This is a genomic window from Halorubrum wangae, from assembly GCF_051194135.1.
Lineage (GTDB): Archaea > Halobacteriota > Halobacteria > Halobacteriales > Haloferacaceae > Halorubrum.
Window position 1 is genome coordinate 247,928 of the sequence record NZ_JBLZNH010000002.1, and the last position, 15,183, is coordinate 263,110.

Here is a 15,183-nt window from a genome sequence, read left to right on the forward strand (position 1 = left end):
TCTGAACCAGCGACTGGCTGTGATTCCAAAAGTCACGACGCTGGCGGCGCAATGGTGGCAAGCTCACGGAGGGAAGCGACAAGACGCAGATGGTCACGCCCCACACTTTCGTTAATTGACTGGAAACTATCGACACCGTCGATCCAGATCTGCATAAGAAATCCTGAGAACCGGACATCATTCTTGAACAAAACAGCCATGACTTGATTCTACTACGACCACACGCCGAAACCCAGACCACCGGATCAACCGCTCCTCTTCACTCAACACCTGACCCAGCCGACCCGACTCCATCGCCTGCCACCGTGACTTCTCCGGATTGCGACTGCGCGGACGGGGGGCGAGCGTAATCTCCTCTTCGCCGAACTCCCGTTTTATCAACCGACGGAAGTTGGAGCGAATCGACAGACGGCGGCGATCGTCGTCATGGAACGTGACGAAATCACCCCACGGAATGACCTCGGAATACTTCTCACCTCTACGCTGTCCGGCGGTTTGCTGTGTATCCACGGCAAGAAGATATGTGACGGGCGCTGCTTCGACTGTCGAACGAATCGTCCTCTGTGGCGTGAGACGGTCGAAATCGACGTCCTGAAAACGGTGAATTCTGGCATCACCCACCCGACTCATCCACAGCAACATCTACACCGGCGCAGCAATGACGTTGGAGCGAATGGCCGACTCGTCGTGGTACCCGTCCGCGAGACTCCCGCTGAGTTTCGGAACCGTGGTGACATCGAATTCGCATTACACTACATCGAAGAGAGGAATTTCGGTTCATTGCCGGAAACTATCCACGAAGAGGTGTCTCACCTCCTCCGACTCCTCGTTGCCAACATACAGGGCGAATATCTCACGCGTGTTTCACAGACAAAATAAGTGCTAGCAATAAACTCAAGCAATTTAACAGATGGTGGTTACTGATGGATTTCGTCTTCCTCTCGAGTAGAGTGTAGAACACTACTCTACTCTCGCTTATTCGGTCACCATACTGGGAGTAAGCGGATTCTTACATTAACGTTCTATGCTCATTTGACTTCATGACAGTCCGAAATAGACAGGGCATCACTATCGCCATCCTGATTGTCGTTCTGGTGTTCGCCGGTGCAGTCACACTATCAACGGTCGGTGCGGGTGCACAGGAGACGAATGAAACCGAGTCGAACGTTACGATCACCGTTGGTGCTACGGGGACAACCAGCGCCGCACCTGACCTTGCCGTCATCAATATCGCCGTTGAGTCATCCGCCGACTCCGCCGACGCTGCGCGTGGCCAGGTCGCTGATAATGTTACCGAAATGCGTGAGGCACTTACGGAAGCCAATATTTCGGATGATCAGATCAGGACGACATACTATTACATTCAGACGGAGCGAGACGACAACGGAACCGTCACTTACCGCGCGGTCCACGGATTCGAGCTGCGTGTCCCCGTTGACAATGCTGGCTCCGTAGTCGACACGGCCATAGCCGGTGGTGCGACTCACGTCGACGGTGTTCAGTTCACCCTCACCGAGGAGACAAGTCGTGAACTTCGCAGTGAGGCCCTTGAATCTGCACTCGACAACGCGCGTGCTGACGCAGATGTTATCGCCAGCGCAACCGGTGTCGAAGTACAAACCGTGAAGTCAGTGCAGACAGGCGACGGAGGTATCGGCCCGGTGTTTGCCGGGGATGGATCCAGAGACGAGACGGTGTTCGATCCCGGTCCGGTGACCGTTACAGCCCACGTCACCGTCACATACGAGGCGAGCTAATCGACGAGTCGATCGGGAACCGGAATCATTCCTGAAGAGAGGCTCCGGCCGAGCGAGGAGCAGAGTCAATCGGCGATTGATTTTCTCTACTGAGTCCAGTTTAGATGGACGCGAACTCCACCGATGCACCAGTGGTACCTATCGAACGAAAGCACGCGCCTTGGTGTATTACGGCAGCTACCTCACCGACTTCATTCGATTAGAAGACTACGGGCGCGACGGGATTTGAACCCGCGGCATCTTGGTCCGGAACCAAGTGCTCTGTCCGCTGAGCTACGCGCCCTCACGACGGAGTTCCTTCGGCGAGCGTTTAACGCTTCTGACTCGGGGCGTCGGAACCGCCCGACTGCGACCGATCGGGTCCGATCGATACCGTTCCACCGCCTCGCTGTCTCGCGGTTGCCAGACTAATTCTCTCGATTGAGATTTCCACCGCGCGGATTTATACCTGCCCGTTCGTAGCACACTACGAGACAACGTGACGCTCCGTCCTTCCGACCGGTCCGCCGGTTCGAATAGCGGCTCGCCAGCAGTTGACGACGGGCCGGCCCCGGCGGAGCGGTCGACCGTCGACCAGCAGGGTGGGACCGACCTCGGTTCGGACCGCTTCGTCGCGACGGTCGCCGTCGACGGCGAGGTGCTGTTCGCCGGTCCCTCGGTGCCGACCGTACTGGGCATCGAGCGCGAGACGCTGCTCGGAGACGACCTATTGGACCACGTCCACCCGAACGACCGTGACCCGGTCTCCGACGCCCTCTCCGCGGTTGCGACCGGCCGCACCGTCACCCATCGGCTCCGACACGCGAGCGGCGGCTACGTCTGGGTCGAGTCCGTCGTCGACGAGGAGCTCGCCCCGCAGTTCGGGGGACGCGTCGTCACCGCGCGTCGCGTCGACGTCGACCGGGCGTTCCCAGAGCGGTTCCGTCAGTTCCTGGAGTATAGCACCGACCTCGTCACCGTCGTCGACGCGGACGGCCGCGTCAGGTACGAGAGCCCGTCCGTTGAGGAGGTGCTCGGCTACGAACAGGGGTCGACCGTCGGTCGGTCGCCGCTCGGCTACGTCCACCCCGACGACCGCGAGCGCGTGACGGAGCGGTTCTATCGCGCCCTGAACGACCCCGAGGAGGCGCCCACCATGGAGTACCGGTATCGCACCGCCGACGGCGACTGGGTCTGGCTCGAATCCCGGACGCGCTCGCTGCCGGACGCCGTCGCAGTCGGGACGCTCCTGATCAACTCCCGAGACGTGAGCGAGCGGAAGGCGCGCGAGCGTCGGCTCACCGACCGCAACGAACGACTCGACCGGTTCGCCAGCATCGTCTCGCACGACCTCCGGAACCCGCTGTCCGTGATCCGCGGCTCGATGGAGATGGCGCGGTTGAAGGAGGACACTGACCCGCTGGAACGAGGCGAGCGCGCGGTCGACCGCATCGACCAGCTCGTCTCCGAGCTGTTGACGCTCGCCCGGCAGGGGTCGGGGATGGACGACCCGACCGAGTTCTCTCTCGACGGCGTCGCCCGCGACGCGTGGGCGACCGCCGGTAGCGACGACGCGGCCCTCGTCGTTGGGGCCGATGCCCGGGTGTACGGCGACCGCGGACGGCTGCGACAGGCACTGGAGAACCTGTTTCGGAACGCCGTGGAACACGGTCGCGGAGCCGGTGAGCGCGACCTCACCGTCCTCGTGAGCGCGACCGACGAAGGGATTCTCGTCGCCGACGACGGCCCCGGTATCGCGCCGGCGCACCGGGAGTCGGTGTTCGAGCCGGGGTTCACGACGTGCGACGGCGGCACGGGCTACGGGCTCGACATCGTTCGCGAGATCATCGAGTCCCACGGCTGGACGGTTGCGCTCCGTCCGGACGCGAGCGATGCCCCGCTCCCGTCCGACGTCTCGTTCCCACCCGACGTTCCGCGACCGAACGGGGCGCGCTTTATGGTCGAGGCGCCCGGTCCCGACGCGGTCGCGGCGGCGGAGCCCTGGATCGACGGCTGAGGCCGGGCGTCCCGCCGCGTTTATTCCTCCCGACTGCCAAACCGGCCCGTGACTCCCGCCGACGCCACGATTCGCCGCGTCGAACGCGCGGATCTCCTCTCCGTGGTGCGGATCGAGCGGGCGTGCTTCTCGGATCCGTGGCCGTACGACGCCTTCGAGCGACTGCTCGACGAGCCCGCCTTCCTCGTCGCCGAGCACGAGGCCGTCGTCGTCGGCTACGTCATCGCCGACGTGACGCCGAATCACGGCCGCGACATCGGCCACGTCAAGGACCTCGCGGTCCACCCGGAGATGCGGGGTGTGGGGATCGGCCGGCGGCTGCTTCGTTCGGCGCTCGTGCGCCTCCGCGGCGCCGGCGCCGCCGTCGTCCGACTCGAGGTTCGCGAGAGCAACACGGTCGCCAGGTCGCTGTACGCGGACGAGGGGTTCGCTCCCGTCCGCCGCGTCTCGAACTACTACCCCGACGGCGAGGACGCGCTCGTCCTCGTCGTCGACCTCGCGGACTGGGCGACGGGATCGTAACCGACGACCGACCGCTCTGATTCTCGCGTCTCGGTGGCCGTTTCCACCCGCCGAGCGCGGCCAGCACCGTCCGCTTCTGACAAGGCTTAGTGTCCGCGGGACGAACGCAGTGGTATGAGTTCGGTTCCCGAACGAGCGGAGATAGACGAGACGTACAAGTGGGACCTCCAGAGTATCTACGAGGACGACGAGGCGTGGGAGGCGGCACACGAGGCGGTCTCGGAGCGGGTCGACGAACTGCGCGAGTACGAGGGACGCGTCACCGAGGACGCCGCGACCCTGCTGGAACTGCTTGAGCTCCGCGAGGAACTATTCCGGGAGCTCCAGCAGGTGATGACGTACGCACAGCTTCGAAGCGCCGAGGACACGCGGAATCAGGAGCACCAAGCGATGTCCGCGCGGGCGTCCTCGCTGGGTTCAGAGGCGTCGAGCGCGGTTTCGTATCTCGAACCGGAGCTCCAGTCGCTCACCGAGGCCGCGGTCGAGGAGTTCCTCGAGACAGAGCCCGGACTCGAGACGTACGAGCACTACCTCGACGACGTGCTGCGGATGAAAGCACACACGCGCTCCGCGGAGGTCGAGGAGGTCCTCGCCGACCTCTCAGAGGTCACCAACGCGCCGAGCGAGATCTACTCGATGCTGACGAACGCCGATATGACCTATGGTGAGGTCGAGGACCCCGACGGCGAGGTGGTGGAGATCACGCAGGCGAACTTCACCAAGCTCCAGACGAACCCGGACCGCGAGTTCCGGCGCCGCGTCCACGAGACGTTCTACGACCAGTGGGCGGACGTCCGCAACACGGTCGGCACGTCGCTCGAGAAAGCCGTCCGCGAGCACACGATAACGGCCGATATCCGCGGCTACGACAGCGCCCGCGCGGCCTCACTCGACGGTTCGAACGTCCCGGTCGAGGTGTACGACACCCTCGTCGACACCGTCGACGACAACCTCGGCGTGCTCCACCGTCACGCCGAACTCAAGGAGCAGGCCCTCGGCGTCGACCAGCTGGAGAGCCACGACCTGTACATGTCTCTGACGGGCGATCAGGGGCCGGACGTCGAGTACGATCAGGCGGTCGAGTGGGTGACCGAGGCGGTCGCCCCGCTCGGCGAGGCGTATCAGGAGCGGATGGCCGAGGGGATCGACTCCCGCTGGATCGACGCGTACGAGAACCGCGGGAAGCGCTCGGGTGCGTTCTCGTCGGGCACGTACGACACCCAGCCGTACATCATGATGAACTACCAGGACGACATCGCCTCGATGTTCACGCTCGCGCACGAACTCGGCCACTCCATGCACTCCGAACTGGCCGGCGACGCCCAGCCGTGGCACGACGCGAGCTACGATATCTTCGTCGCGGAGATAGCCTCCACGGTCAACGAAACGCTCCTGACGCACCACCTGCTCGACACGCTCGAGGACGACGAGCTCCGGACCCACGTGCTCGACGAGTACCTCGAACGCTTCCGCTCCACCCTCTTCCGACAGACGATGTTCGCGACGTTCGAACAGCGCATCCACGAGCGCGTGGAGGCCGGCGACGCGCTCACGCCCGACGCGTTTGACGAGATATACGCCGACCTGAAGAGCGCCTACTACGCGCCCGTCGACTTGACGGGGGGTATCGAGCGGGAATGGGAGCGGATTCCTCACTTTTATTACAGTTTCTACGTCTACCAGTACGCGACCGGCATCTCCGCCGCGGCCGCTATCGTCGAGCGCGTCCTCGACGAGGGCGAACCCGCCGCCGCCGACTACCGCGAGATGCTGAAGGCCGGTGGCTCCGACTACCCGCTCGACGTCGTCGAACTCGCCGGGATCGATATGGCCTCGCCGGACCCGATCGAGTCCGCCGTCGGCGTGTACGACGGCTACCTCGACGAGCTTGCGGCGCTGCTCGATCTGGAGTAGTCCGGTCATTCCGTCCCGACGTTCTCATTTATAAGCGCCTCGCGGTGACGCCTGCCTTCGAGGTCGTATTCGCGACCAGAGCTTCGGCGGTGTTCCTCGCCGACTGCGGCCGGTTCGGTATTGATAACCCACCGAGGCACCCGATCACCGGTCAGATTCCCGGCACCGATTTACCGCTCCCCCGCGACGCTCCGAGTAACATGGACGAACGCGTACGCGATCACGCCGAACTGCTCGTCGACTGGAGCGCACGGGTCGAGGCCGGCGACGACGTCGTCGTCAGCGTCGCCGAGGACGCCCACGAATTGGGCGTCGCCGTCGCCGAGGCGCTCGGCGAGCGCGGGGCGACCGTCACGACGCTGTACGGCTCCGACGAGGTATCCCGCGCGTATTTAAAGGGTGCCGAGGCGAGAGCCGTCGGCGACGACGTTCCTTCCTTCGACGACGACCCGGCGGTCGACCGCGCTATCTTCGAGGCCGCGGACGTCTACCTCCGGATCGGCGGCGGGCGAAACACCACCGCGAGCGCCGACGTGTCGAGCGCGACGCGGCAGGCGTACGCCAAGGCGCGGAAGGGCGTCCGCGAGGCGCGAATGGACACCGACTGGGTGTCGACGGTTCATCCCACTCGAAGCCTCGCACAGCAGGCGGGGATGGCCTACGAGGAGTACCGAGAGTTCGTCTACGACGCCGTCCTCCGCGACTGGGAGGCGCTCGCCGACGAGATGGCCCGACTGAAGGACATCCTCGACGAAGGCGACGAAGTCCGGATCGTCACCGAGCGCGACGACGCGCCCGACACCGACGTGACGATGTCGATTGCGGGTCGCACCGCGGTCAACTCGGCCGCCTCGGTCGCGTACGACTCCCACAACCTCCCGAGCGGCGAGGTGTTCACCGCCCCCTACGATACGACGGGCGAGGCGTTCTTCGACGTCCCCATGACGATCGACGCGACTCGCGTCCGAGATGTCCACCTCGTCTTCGAGGACGGCGAAGTGGTCGACTTCGCGGCCGAAACCGGCGAAGAAGTGCTCGCTGGCGTGCTCGACACCGACGCGGGCGCTCGTCGGTTGGGCGAACTCGGCGTGGGGATGAACCGCGGGATCGACCGGTTCACGGACTCGATCCTCTTCGACGAGAAGATGGGCGACACGATCCATATGGCCGTCGGTCGCGCCTACGACGCCTGCCTCCCCGAAGGCGAGTCCGGCAACGACAGCGCGGTCCACGTCGACATGATAACCGACGTGAGCGAGCGCTCTCAGATGATGGTCGACGGAGAGGTCGTTCAGCGGAACGGGACGTTTCGGTGGGAGAACGGGTTCGAGGAGTAGCCGAACCCGTCGACGTCACAATAGTGGATTGGCGCGTCGACACCGCACTTCTCACAGGTCATGCGGAGTTCCCTCGACAAACGATACAACTCTCTTGTGGTCCCCAGTCCACGATCGAAGCCGATCGAAGCCGATCGTGACCGTATCCGAACGACCCAAACGACCCGAACCGCCGGTTTCGCCCCGTTCTGGCCCGACTATCGCAGTGCGTCGAGGTCGAACTCGAAGGCGGCGACCGGCACCTCGAGGTCGTGTTCGACGAGGACCGACGGGTGGAGTTCGCCGATCACGCCGACGGTCTCGCCGTCGATATCGACCGCGGCGGTCCGGCCGTCGATGAACGACGGGTGTTCGGTGCGGGGCGTCGACAGTTCGACGCCGAAGTCGTCACATACCGCCTGCAGGCGGCCCTTCACGGCCTCGTAGGAGGCATCGCGTCGAGCGACCGCGCCGGTGACGTGGCGACGTTCGGCGACGTTCGTGTTCTCCGCGTCGTCGCATTCGGCGACGAAGCCGACCTCCGCGACGTCCTGGGGATACGCGTTGTGGGTGTTCCGCTCCAACAGCATCACGAGCGAGGGGATCGCCCACGTGCGAAGTTGGGTGTACTCCTCGCTGTACGGCTCCGTGATCTCGACGGGGTCGCCGCCACCGATGACGTCGGTCCCCGGTGCCACGTTCATGCGGTCGTAGTTCTCGCTCCCGCTCGTCATGTGGAAGTTCAGCAGCTCCTCGAAGCCGAGTCCGACGAGGCTCGTCCGGACCGCGTCCTCCAGCCGGGAGCGCTCGTGGCGTCCGCCGACGGTCCCCACGTCGGGGTAGCGCGGCTCCAAGTTGTCGAAGCCGTAGGCTCGCCCCACGTCGTCGACGAGGTCGAGCGGGTGGAGCACGTCGACGCGGTACGGCGGAATCTCCACCTCGTAGGTCACGTCCCCGTCGAGGGTGTAGGAGGCGTCGAGGCCGGCGCGCTCGAAGCAGTCGACGACCTCCTCGGGCTCGAACTCCACGCCGAGCAGCGTCTCGATGCGGTCGTGGCTCACGGCCTTCTCGTCGACGTCGAGGTTCGGTCGGACCAGCTCCGCGCCGTACTCGTCGGGCGCGGTCGCGCCGTCGGCGTAGTTCACTTCGACCTCCTCTATCGTCGCCCCGCGGGCGGAGAGCGCGTAACAGACGATGTTGCACATCCGGTCGATCGTCCACTGGTCGGTGCCGGTGAGCTCGACGAACAGCTCGCGCGAGCCCGTCGTCACCTCGGTCCGCTTCCCGTTGATGACGGGCGGGAACGAGAAGAGACCGAGCTCGTCGTAGATGGCCGGGTAGCGGTCGAGGCCGTCGACGAGGTCGGCGTAGGTCCGGCCCGTCTCGTGCTCGTCGAGCACCGCGGCGGGGGTGAGTTCGTCGTTGGTGTCAAGCGGGACGAACGTGTCGCCGTCGGGCTCGACCCCGCGGTAGGTGACCGAAGGCTCCGATCCCTCCTGGAGCGGTGCGCCCTTCACCATCGCGAGGTCGTGAATTCCGATAGCCCCCTTTGCGCGCCCTCGACCCATCGTCGCGTGGAGCTTCTCTTGGAGCTGGATCAGCGAGTCGAGCGCCCCCTCGTCGAGGTCGACGCCCCGGATCACGGCGCCCGTCACGTAGGGGCGCTCGTCCGGGACCGACTCGTCGACCTCGATGGTCCACTCGGCGTCGTTCATCTCGGGAACGTAGACGCCGCGGTCGTCGCCGTAGTGGTAGCGCAGCGAGCGCGCGACGCCCTCGACGGAGAGCCGGTCGAGCCGGTCGGGTGCGAACTCGAACTGAAGGAGGTCATCGTCGGTCTCGCCCTCGAACTCGAGCCCGAGCCCGAACAGGTCCTCCTTGAACTCGTCGTCGCTCGTGTCGGTGCGGCCGGTAAGCCCGCGCAGCTCGTCGGTGTCGATGTCGACGACGGGCATCAGTAGCTCACCTCCGCGTCCCGCAGGAACTCGATGTCGGCCAACGTCCCGTGGAGGTCGCGGATGTCCTCCGCACCGGTGGTGAGCATGGCGAGCCGTTCGAGGGCGAGCCCCCACGCCATCACGTCGCAGTCGACGCCGAGCGGCCCGGTGACCTCCTCGCGGAAGACACCGGAGTTACCGATCTCAATCTCTTCGCCCGTCTCCGGATGCTCGCCGAACAGCTCGAAGGAGGGCTCCGTGTAGGGGTTGTAGTGCGGTTTAAACCGGATGTCCGTGATGCCGAACTGCCGGTAGAACTCCTCGAAGGTGCCCATCAGGTCGCGCACCGAGAGGTCCTCGGCCATCACCCACCCCTCGATCTGGAAGAACTCGAGGAGGTGCGTCGGGTCCAGCGTGTCGTTTCGGTACACCTTCTCGACCGAGAAGTAGCGCTGGGGCGGCTCCAACTCCGCGCCGGCGATACCGGAGAGGTACCGCATCGACAGGGAGGTGGTGTGGCCACGCAAGGCGATCTCACGCGCGAAGTCCTCGGACCACGGGGAGTGGTACCCGTCGCCGTCGATCCCCCAGCCGTCGCGGTGGGCCGCCTCGACGCGAGCGATCAGCTCGTCCGGAATCTCGGTCATCGGGTCGACGTCCAGCGCGAACCGGTCCCAGTGGGTCCGCGCCGGGTGGTCCTGCGGCATGAACAGGCAGTCGTTGATCCAGAAGTCGCTGTCGGCGTGCGGGCCCTCCATCTCTTGGAACCCCATGCCGACGAGGACGTCCTTCACGCGGTCGGCCGTCCGCCGGAGGACGTGTTTCCGGCCGCCCCGCGCCGTCGGCGCGTCGGCCTCGACGTTGTACTCGGCGAACTCCACGTCGCGCCACTCGCCGCTGGCGAGTAGCTCCGGCGTGAGCGCCGAGACGGTCTCCGTCGCCTCCACGCCAGTCATCAGGGCGTCGACGCCCTCCTCGGTGAGCGTCACCGAACGAGTGACCGACTCGCCGCGGTCGACGAGGCCGCGGGAGTCCAACTGCTCGACGACATCGCCGTCGACCGACGGACGGTCGCCGTCGGCGAGCGCCGCGAGCGCGGTCGCTTCCGGATCGGCGTCGGGGTCGGCGTCGCCATCGACCGTCAGTTCGCCCGACTCGATTGAGCCGAACCCCTTGCGCGCGAAGTTTGAGAGCGCGATGTCGACCTCGGGACCGTCGAGGTCGGCTTCGCCGATGACCCGCCCCATCGACACCGCCGCCTCGTCGGCGTCGAACGCGAGAGCGGCTCGGTAGAGCCGCGTCTCGGGGAGTCCGTCGTCGACGTACCGTCGCCCCTCGTCGGTGAGTTCGATCGTCTCGGCGGCCGCCTCGACGAGGGAGACCAGCCCCGCGTCGCGGAGGTCAAAGACGGCGCCGGTGACCGTCTCCGGCTTCAGCCCCGTCTCCGCCGCGATTTCGTCTATCGTCCGTTCGTCCGTCGCGCTCGCGGCTTCGAGGACCGCGAGCTGTCGTTCCGGGAGTCGCATTCGAGTTGTGTTTATACCCGTGTGGCTGGTTGGTAACGGTTCCGGCACGTCGGCGTCACGAGTCGGTCCGAAGCGCTCGAACGCGTCATCGCCGTCCGAACGGTCGGCGGACCCGTCGGTTCGCGGTAAATATCAATGCCGATAATCAAACGGGTGTGTTTATATGACAGATCGGAGTGGCTCCCTGTATGAGTAGCGTTTCGGACAACAGTTCCGGTTCCGATTCAGTCTCTCGGTCGGTCCGAGTCAGCCACAGTCGCGACGGCCGGTCACCGAGCCTCGCGGTCGTCGAGGGCATCGCCGAACTCGCCGGCGTCGACCCAGAAGCGCTCGGCGCCGAAACGGGCGTGATTTTGTACGACCACGTCGATCCCGACGCGTTAAACGCAATCGTCGCGGACCACCCCGACGCCTCCATATCGCTCCCCATCGATGAGTACGACGTCCGCGTCGAAGGGGACGAGGCCGTCGTCCGGGCCGACGAGTAGCGTCGACGTCACCCGTTCAGGAGTCGCGTTCCGCTCGTTCTCGCAGCGCCGCAATCCGATCGCCCAGCGGGGGCTGTACCTCGAACCACGTCGACCAGTCGCCCGTCTCTGGCTCGACGCCCCGGATCGCGGCGACACGCTCGAACGCATCGGCGACGAGTGCCGCACCGACAGCGTTCGCGGCGCGGTCGTCGGCCGCGTACTGCACGCGCCGTCCGACCCAGAACGCGGCGAGTCCGACGGCGACGAGCGAGGCGAAGCCTGCCTGAAAGGGGACTGCGACCGTCACGATCGCCGCCAAAATTGCCAGCACGGCCGCGACGGCGACCGCGCGAAACTCCCCGTAGTACGTCTCGACTCTCCCCGCTTCGGCGGCCAGCAACCCGACCACGACGTCCTCGTCGAGATCGGTGAGAACGCTCTCCGTGAGGAACAGAACTCGTCTGCGGGGCGGGCCGCGAACGCTGACTTCGACCGAACCGACCGCGTCGTCGTCCCCGTCGGCCTCCGTCTCGTCCACCTCGACCGCGATCTGTTCGATATCGAGGCCGGCGATATCCCGAATGGCGGCGAGTCGGTCCCGTTCCTCGGCCGTCGGCTCTCGGAGGGTGCGGAAGCGGTCGGCGGCGTACAGGGGGCCGACCTCGACCGCGAGGAAGGCGACGACGCCGACACCGACGAGGAACGCGACCGTGAGCATGGCGGTCCGTCCGCTCCCGACCGGGTAAAACGACCCGATGTTCGACGCCCGCCGCCACCTTCAGCGGGGGACTCGCCCCGCGAGTTCAGCGATCGCTCTCGCGGCGGCGCTCTCCGGCGCGGTGTCGACGACCGGCCGCTCCCCGGTGACGGAGCGGCCGACCCGCGGGTCCGCGGGGACGACCGCCGCGGGCGCGCCGAGCGCCGCTGCGATGGCGTCCGTCGGCGGCTCCTCGGTGACTCGATTGACGGCGCAGCCGACAAGTCCGGCGTCGAGTTCGCGGGCGAGCTCTCGCGTTCGGATCGCGTCGGCCAACGCGAACGCCCGCGGCGAGACGACGAGCAGGCACGCGTCCGCGACCGCGAGGGGAACGCCGGCGTCCGCCCGCCGACCTGCCGGACAGTCGAGGACGACGACGCCGTACTCCCGCTCGACCGCTGCCACGGCGTCTGTCAGCGCCGACAAGTCGCAGGCACGGGCGCCGGCGAGCGTCCGGCCGCACGGGACCACGTCGACCGGTCCGGCGCGCACCGTCTCCATCGGGTCCGCGCGGCCGGCGAGCACGTCGTGGAGGTCCGGGCCGCGGCCGCCGGGCAGGTCGGCCATCCCGAGGTCGGCGTCGACGACGGCCGCGTCGAGCGCGGCGGCGAGGTTGTACGCAACTGTCGTCTTCCCGACGCCGCCTTTCCCTCCGGCGACGGCGAGGATCACGCGAGTCGCTCCAAGGCCTCGACCGGGACGTCGGTCGACGCCGCGCGCTCCGCCAGCGATGCCGCCCGCTCGCTCACGGCTCGGAGCCGTTCGGCGTCCCCCGCAACCCGCTCGTCGAGGTCGACTAGCGCGTCGACGCCGCCGGCGTCCGCGACCACCGTCGTCGCCGTCTCGACGCCGGCGTCGGTCAGCCGTTCCGCTCGACCGATCCTGGCGTCGACCGCGGTGAACCACTCGTCGACCGCGTCCGGGACCGCCCGCTCCGCTTCCTCCGAATCAGTTCCCACGTCCTGGTGCCTCTCCTCCGAGTCAGCGGCCCCGCTGACCGAACGCTCGCCGTCTCGGCGGTCGTCGGCTTCGTGGCCCCCCTCGACCGCGCGACGCTCACCGGGCTCGTGGCTCCCACCGATTGCGGCCCGTGGCGGCCGATGGTCGCCGAGTTCGCGGAGCGCGTCGGCCGCCGTCGGGTCGACGGGCTCGCCGTCACGGGCGGGACCGGACGCCCCGCGAGCGGACTCCTCTCGGTCGACGGGCTCGACGCTCTCGACCGTCACCGGCGGGTCGGTCGGCTCGGACGGTGCGGCGAAGCCGAACGCCCGTCGCTCGTCCGGGTCGACCCGCAGCGTCACTCCCGAGGGGTCCCAACCGTCCTCCGGTACGCCGGCGCGCCGCGGCGGCAGGACGGGCGCGTCGAACCGGCTCTCGATGCGGACGCGTCGGGAGACAGCTTCGTCGTTGTGCACCCGACAGCGCACCAGCGACACGTCGCCCGCCTGATCGACCGTCCACGAGAGATCCATACGCCGGCTGTCTCGGAATTCGATTTAAACATCGGCCCGGCACCGACGCCGCTCACGGATTTGAGACGACGTCCGACCGAGCGATCGGCGCGTCGAGAACTCTCTCTACCGACCCCGATTCGCGAACGGCGAGCCAGTGTGCGGCCTCGACGCCGAGCACGACCGGCGCGTCGAGGTCGGCGACTCGGACCGCCGCGAGCGACGCGGCGAGCGGCGGCCCGTCGTACGCGGACGGACCACTGCCGGCGTTCGAGGGGTCACCGCTGGGGATCGCCCCAAGCGCGTCACGGAACTCCGGATACAGGTCGCTCGCGAGTTCTCGACGGGCCTCCCGCTGACGGTTCCGTAGCCGGTCTTCGAGCGCGAGGCGCCGCTCGCGCTCGTCACGAGCGTCGGCGGCCCGATCGCGGGCCTGCTCGAGCGCCTGCTCAGCCGCGATCCGTTCAGTCTGCGCGTTCGAGAGCTCCGCCGCGGCGGTCTCGAGGTCGTCCAACGCCTCGTCTGTCTCCGCTTCCACGGCCCGCCGCGCCCGAACGTCGCCTCGGAGCGCCGCGACGCGCTCTTTCAATCGCTCCTCCTCTCCGCTCGCCGCCGCGACCCGTCGACGAGCGGCGGCGAGGTCGACCGGGTCGATCTCGAGTTCCTCGATAGCGTCGCGGAGCCGGCGACACTCGCCGCGTACCGACGACTCTCTCCCCCGAGACCGTGCCGCCGCCGCAAGCTCCCGCCGGAGGCTGGTTTCGGTCGGTACCCGGCCGAGCACCGCTTCGGGTCTCGGAACCGGATTCGCGCCTAGTTTGGCCGTGGTGGTCACAGCTTCTCGCCCTTCAGCCGGTCGGGGTCGGGGTGCTCTGTCCCGGCCGCGAACGCGGCGTACGGCGTCGCCGTCGCGTCCCGGTTCGCGTACGCGCTCGCGGCCTCGCGGACAGACTCGTCTAGCGCGCTGAACTCGTTGAACGGCTCCGTCTGCTCGATCTGTACGTCCCCGCCATGGGACTCCCGGAGCCGCACAGCGAGGAACGCGGCGTACTCCGTCGCATCGAGCAGCGCGGCTCGTCCGAATCGGCGAACGACCGGCTCCTCGTGGCGTCGACACAGGTTTCGGAGCCCGGTGCGGGCGGCCTCCGAATACGTCACGATCAGCAGCACGGACGCGGCTGATCGAGGAGCGAACTTATGGGTTCCGAACTATTCTCGACTTCCGACTCGTTCGACCCGAAAATCAGGGACAGCGTCGTTTTCGGTCGTTGTCAGATCTTCCGATATATTTGCATCTATTTCGGAGAGAACGAGCACGCGTTCGCGCGCCGCCGGCGCCGACGGGGCCACGACGATCCGGCCGTCGACCGGCTCCTCGCCGACCGCACGGAACACGTCGTCGTCGCCCTCGAACTCCGTCGCGTACGTCCGAAGCACCGTCGCCACCCGCCGCTCCGTGTCGGCGAGGTCGGCCTCGCCGTCCTCGAACGCGCGGAGGGCGTCCTCGACGTTCCGTATCGCTGAGATGCGGTCCATC

The 15,183-nt window shown here is 66.9% G+C and carries 15 protein-coding genes and 1 tRNA gene; 6 read left to right on the forward strand and 10 right to left on the reverse strand.

All coding sequences use genetic code 11. From position 1 onward, the window contains the following. Window positions 1-177: 177 nt before the first annotated feature. A complete protein-coding gene (locus ACNS84_RS06430) occupies window positions 178-642 on the reverse strand; it encodes a hypothetical protein (RefSeq protein ID WP_435074024.1) in 465 nt (154 codons plus the stop codon). A gap of 398 nt (window positions 643-1,040) precedes the next feature. Here ACNS84_RS06430 and ACNS84_RS06435 point away from each other — a divergent pair, with 398 nt between their 5' ends. Beyond that, window positions 1,041-1,757 carry an SIMPL domain-containing protein gene (locus ACNS84_RS06435; RefSeq protein WP_435074025.1) on the forward strand — a complete coding sequence of 239 codons (717 nt, stop codon included), beginning with the start codon at window positions 1,041-1,043 and terminating at the stop codon, window positions 1,755-1,757. Window positions 1,758-1,967: 210 nt separating this feature from the next. On the opposite strand, the gene ACNS84_RS06440 is transcribed toward ACNS84_RS06435, so the two are convergent. Then, window positions 1,968-2,040 (reverse strand) — tRNA-Arg (locus ACNS84_RS06440). 195 nt (window positions 2,041-2,235) lie between these two features. Here ACNS84_RS06440 and ACNS84_RS06445 point away from each other — a divergent pair. From ACNS84_RS06445 to ACNS84_RS06460, 4 genes are all read left to right on the forward strand, one after another. Beyond that, window positions 2,236-3,753: a PAS domain-containing protein gene (locus tag ACNS84_RS06445; protein ID WP_435074026.1), complete on the forward strand. Its 1,518-nt coding sequence runs from the start codon at window positions 2,236-2,238 to the stop codon at window positions 3,751-3,753. Window positions 3,754-3,801: 48 nt separating this feature from the next. Next, the gene (gene rimI, locus ACNS84_RS06450; RefSeq protein WP_435074027.1) at window positions 3,802-4,275 is read left to right on the forward strand and encodes a ribosomal protein S18-alanine N-acetyltransferase; all 474 of its coding nucleotides are present in this window, start codon (window positions 3,802-3,804) and stop codon (window positions 4,273-4,275) included. A gap of 114 nt (window positions 4,276-4,389) precedes the next feature. Continuing rightward, the gene (gene pepF / locus ACNS84_RS06455) at window positions 4,390-6,189 is read left to right on the forward strand and encodes an oligoendopeptidase F (protein ID WP_435074028.1); all 1,800 of its coding nucleotides are present in this window, start codon (window positions 4,390-4,392) and stop codon (window positions 6,187-6,189) included. A 200-nt stretch (window positions 6,190-6,389) separates the two neighbouring features. Continuing rightward, window positions 6,390-7,526 (forward strand): aminopeptidase, encoded by a 1,137-nt coding sequence (locus ACNS84_RS06460; protein WP_435074029.1) that lies wholly within the window; start codon window positions 6,390-6,392, stop codon window positions 7,524-7,526. A 197-nt stretch (window positions 7,527-7,723) separates the two neighbouring features. Here ACNS84_RS06460 and pheT read toward each other — a convergent pair whose 3' ends face one another. Beyond that, window positions 7,724-9,460 carry a phenylalanine--tRNA ligase subunit beta gene (gene pheT / locus ACNS84_RS06465; RefSeq protein WP_435074030.1) on the reverse strand — a complete coding sequence of 579 codons (1,737 nt, stop codon included), beginning with the start codon at window positions 9,458-9,460 and terminating at the stop codon, window positions 7,724-7,726. Then, entirely contained in the window at window positions 9,460-10,968 is a 1,509-nt protein-coding gene (gene pheS, locus ACNS84_RS06470) for a phenylalanine--tRNA ligase subunit alpha (protein ID WP_435074031.1), read from the reverse strand. Before pheS ends, pheT begins: the two co-directional genes overlap by 1 nt. 188 nt (window positions 10,969-11,156) lie before the next feature. On the opposite strand from pheS, the gene ACNS84_RS06475 reads away from it, so the two are divergent. Beyond that, entirely contained in the window at window positions 11,157-11,456 is a 300-nt protein-coding gene (locus tag ACNS84_RS06475) for a HalOD1 output domain-containing protein (protein WP_435074032.1), read from the forward strand. Window positions 11,457-11,472: 16 nt separating this feature from the next. On the opposite strand, the gene ACNS84_RS06480 is transcribed toward ACNS84_RS06475, so the two are convergent. From ACNS84_RS06480 to ACNS84_RS06505, 6 genes are read right to left on the reverse strand one after another with little or no spacing between them, the layout of a single operon-like run. Next, complete coding sequence (locus tag ACNS84_RS06480; protein WP_435074033.1) at window positions 11,473-12,156, reverse strand: M48 family metalloprotease; 684 nt, start codon at window positions 12,154-12,156, stop codon at window positions 11,473-11,475. 60 nt (window positions 12,157-12,216) lie between these two features. Then, complete coding sequence (locus tag ACNS84_RS06485) at window positions 12,217-12,867, reverse strand: P-loop NTPase (RefSeq protein WP_435074034.1); 651 nt, start codon at window positions 12,865-12,867, stop codon at window positions 12,217-12,219. Further along, window positions 12,864-13,667, reverse strand: a complete 804-nt coding sequence (locus tag ACNS84_RS06490) for a DUF7857 domain-containing protein (protein WP_435074035.1) — start codon at window positions 13,665-13,667, stop codon at window positions 12,864-12,866. Before ACNS84_RS06490 ends, ACNS84_RS06485 begins: the two co-directional genes overlap by 4 nt. 52 nt (window positions 13,668-13,719) lie before the next feature. Beyond that, entirely contained in the window at window positions 13,720-14,481 is a 762-nt protein-coding gene (locus ACNS84_RS06495; RefSeq protein WP_435074036.1) for a DUF7856 family protein, read from the reverse strand. Next, on the reverse strand, window positions 14,478-14,816 hold the full coding sequence (locus tag ACNS84_RS06500; protein ID WP_435074037.1) for a DUF7855 family protein: 339 nt from the start codon (window positions 14,814-14,816) through the stop codon (window positions 14,478-14,480). The genes ACNS84_RS06495 and ACNS84_RS06500 overlap by 4 nt, the downstream gene beginning before the upstream one ends. A gap of 39 nt (window positions 14,817-14,855) precedes the next feature. Then, window positions 14,856-15,182: a DUF7854 family protein gene (locus tag ACNS84_RS06505; RefSeq protein ID WP_435074038.1), complete on the reverse strand. Its 327-nt coding sequence runs from the start codon at window positions 15,180-15,182 to the stop codon at window positions 14,856-14,858. Window position 15,183: the final 1 nt, after the last annotated feature.

What these genes read in the sequence shown, in the direction of transcription:
- ACNS84_RS06505 (WP_435074038.1), bottom strand. Translation starts at nt 15,182, where the DNA reads ATGGACCGCATCTCAGCGATACGGAACGTCGAGGACGCCCTCCGCGCG.
- ACNS84_RS06480 (WP_435074033.1), bottom strand. Translation starts at nt 12,156, where the DNA reads ATGCTCACGGTCGCGTTCCTCGTCGGTGTCGGCGTCGTCGCCTTCCTC.
- ACNS84_RS06460 (WP_435074029.1), top strand. Translation starts at nt 6,390, where the DNA reads ATGGACGAACGCGTACGCGATCACGCCGAACTGCTCGTCGACTGGAGC.
- ACNS84_RS06490 (WP_435074035.1), bottom strand. Translation starts at nt 13,667, where the DNA reads ATGGATCTCTCGTGGACGGTCGATCAGGCGGGCGACGTGTCGCTGGTG.
- ACNS84_RS06430 (WP_435074024.1), bottom strand. Translation starts at nt 642, where the DNA reads ATGTTGCTGTGGATGAGTCGGGTGGGTGATGCCAGAATTCACCGTTTT.
- pheS (WP_435074031.1), bottom strand. Translation starts at nt 10,968, where the DNA reads ATGCGACTCCCGGAACGACAGCTCGCGGTCCTCGAAGCCGCGAGCGCG.
- ACNS84_RS06435 (WP_435074025.1), top strand. Translation starts at nt 1,041, where the DNA reads ATGACAGTCCGAAATAGACAGGGCATCACTATCGCCATCCTGATTGTC.
- pepF (WP_435074028.1), top strand. Translation starts at nt 4,390, where the DNA reads ATGAGTTCGGTTCCCGAACGAGCGGAGATAGACGAGACGTACAAGTGG.
- ACNS84_RS06475 (WP_435074032.1), top strand. Translation starts at nt 11,157, where the DNA reads ATGAGTAGCGTTTCGGACAACAGTTCCGGTTCCGATTCAGTCTCTCGG.
- pheT (WP_435074030.1), bottom strand. Translation starts at nt 9,460, where the DNA reads ATGCCCGTCGTCGACATCGACACCGACGAGCTGCGCGGGCTTACCGGC.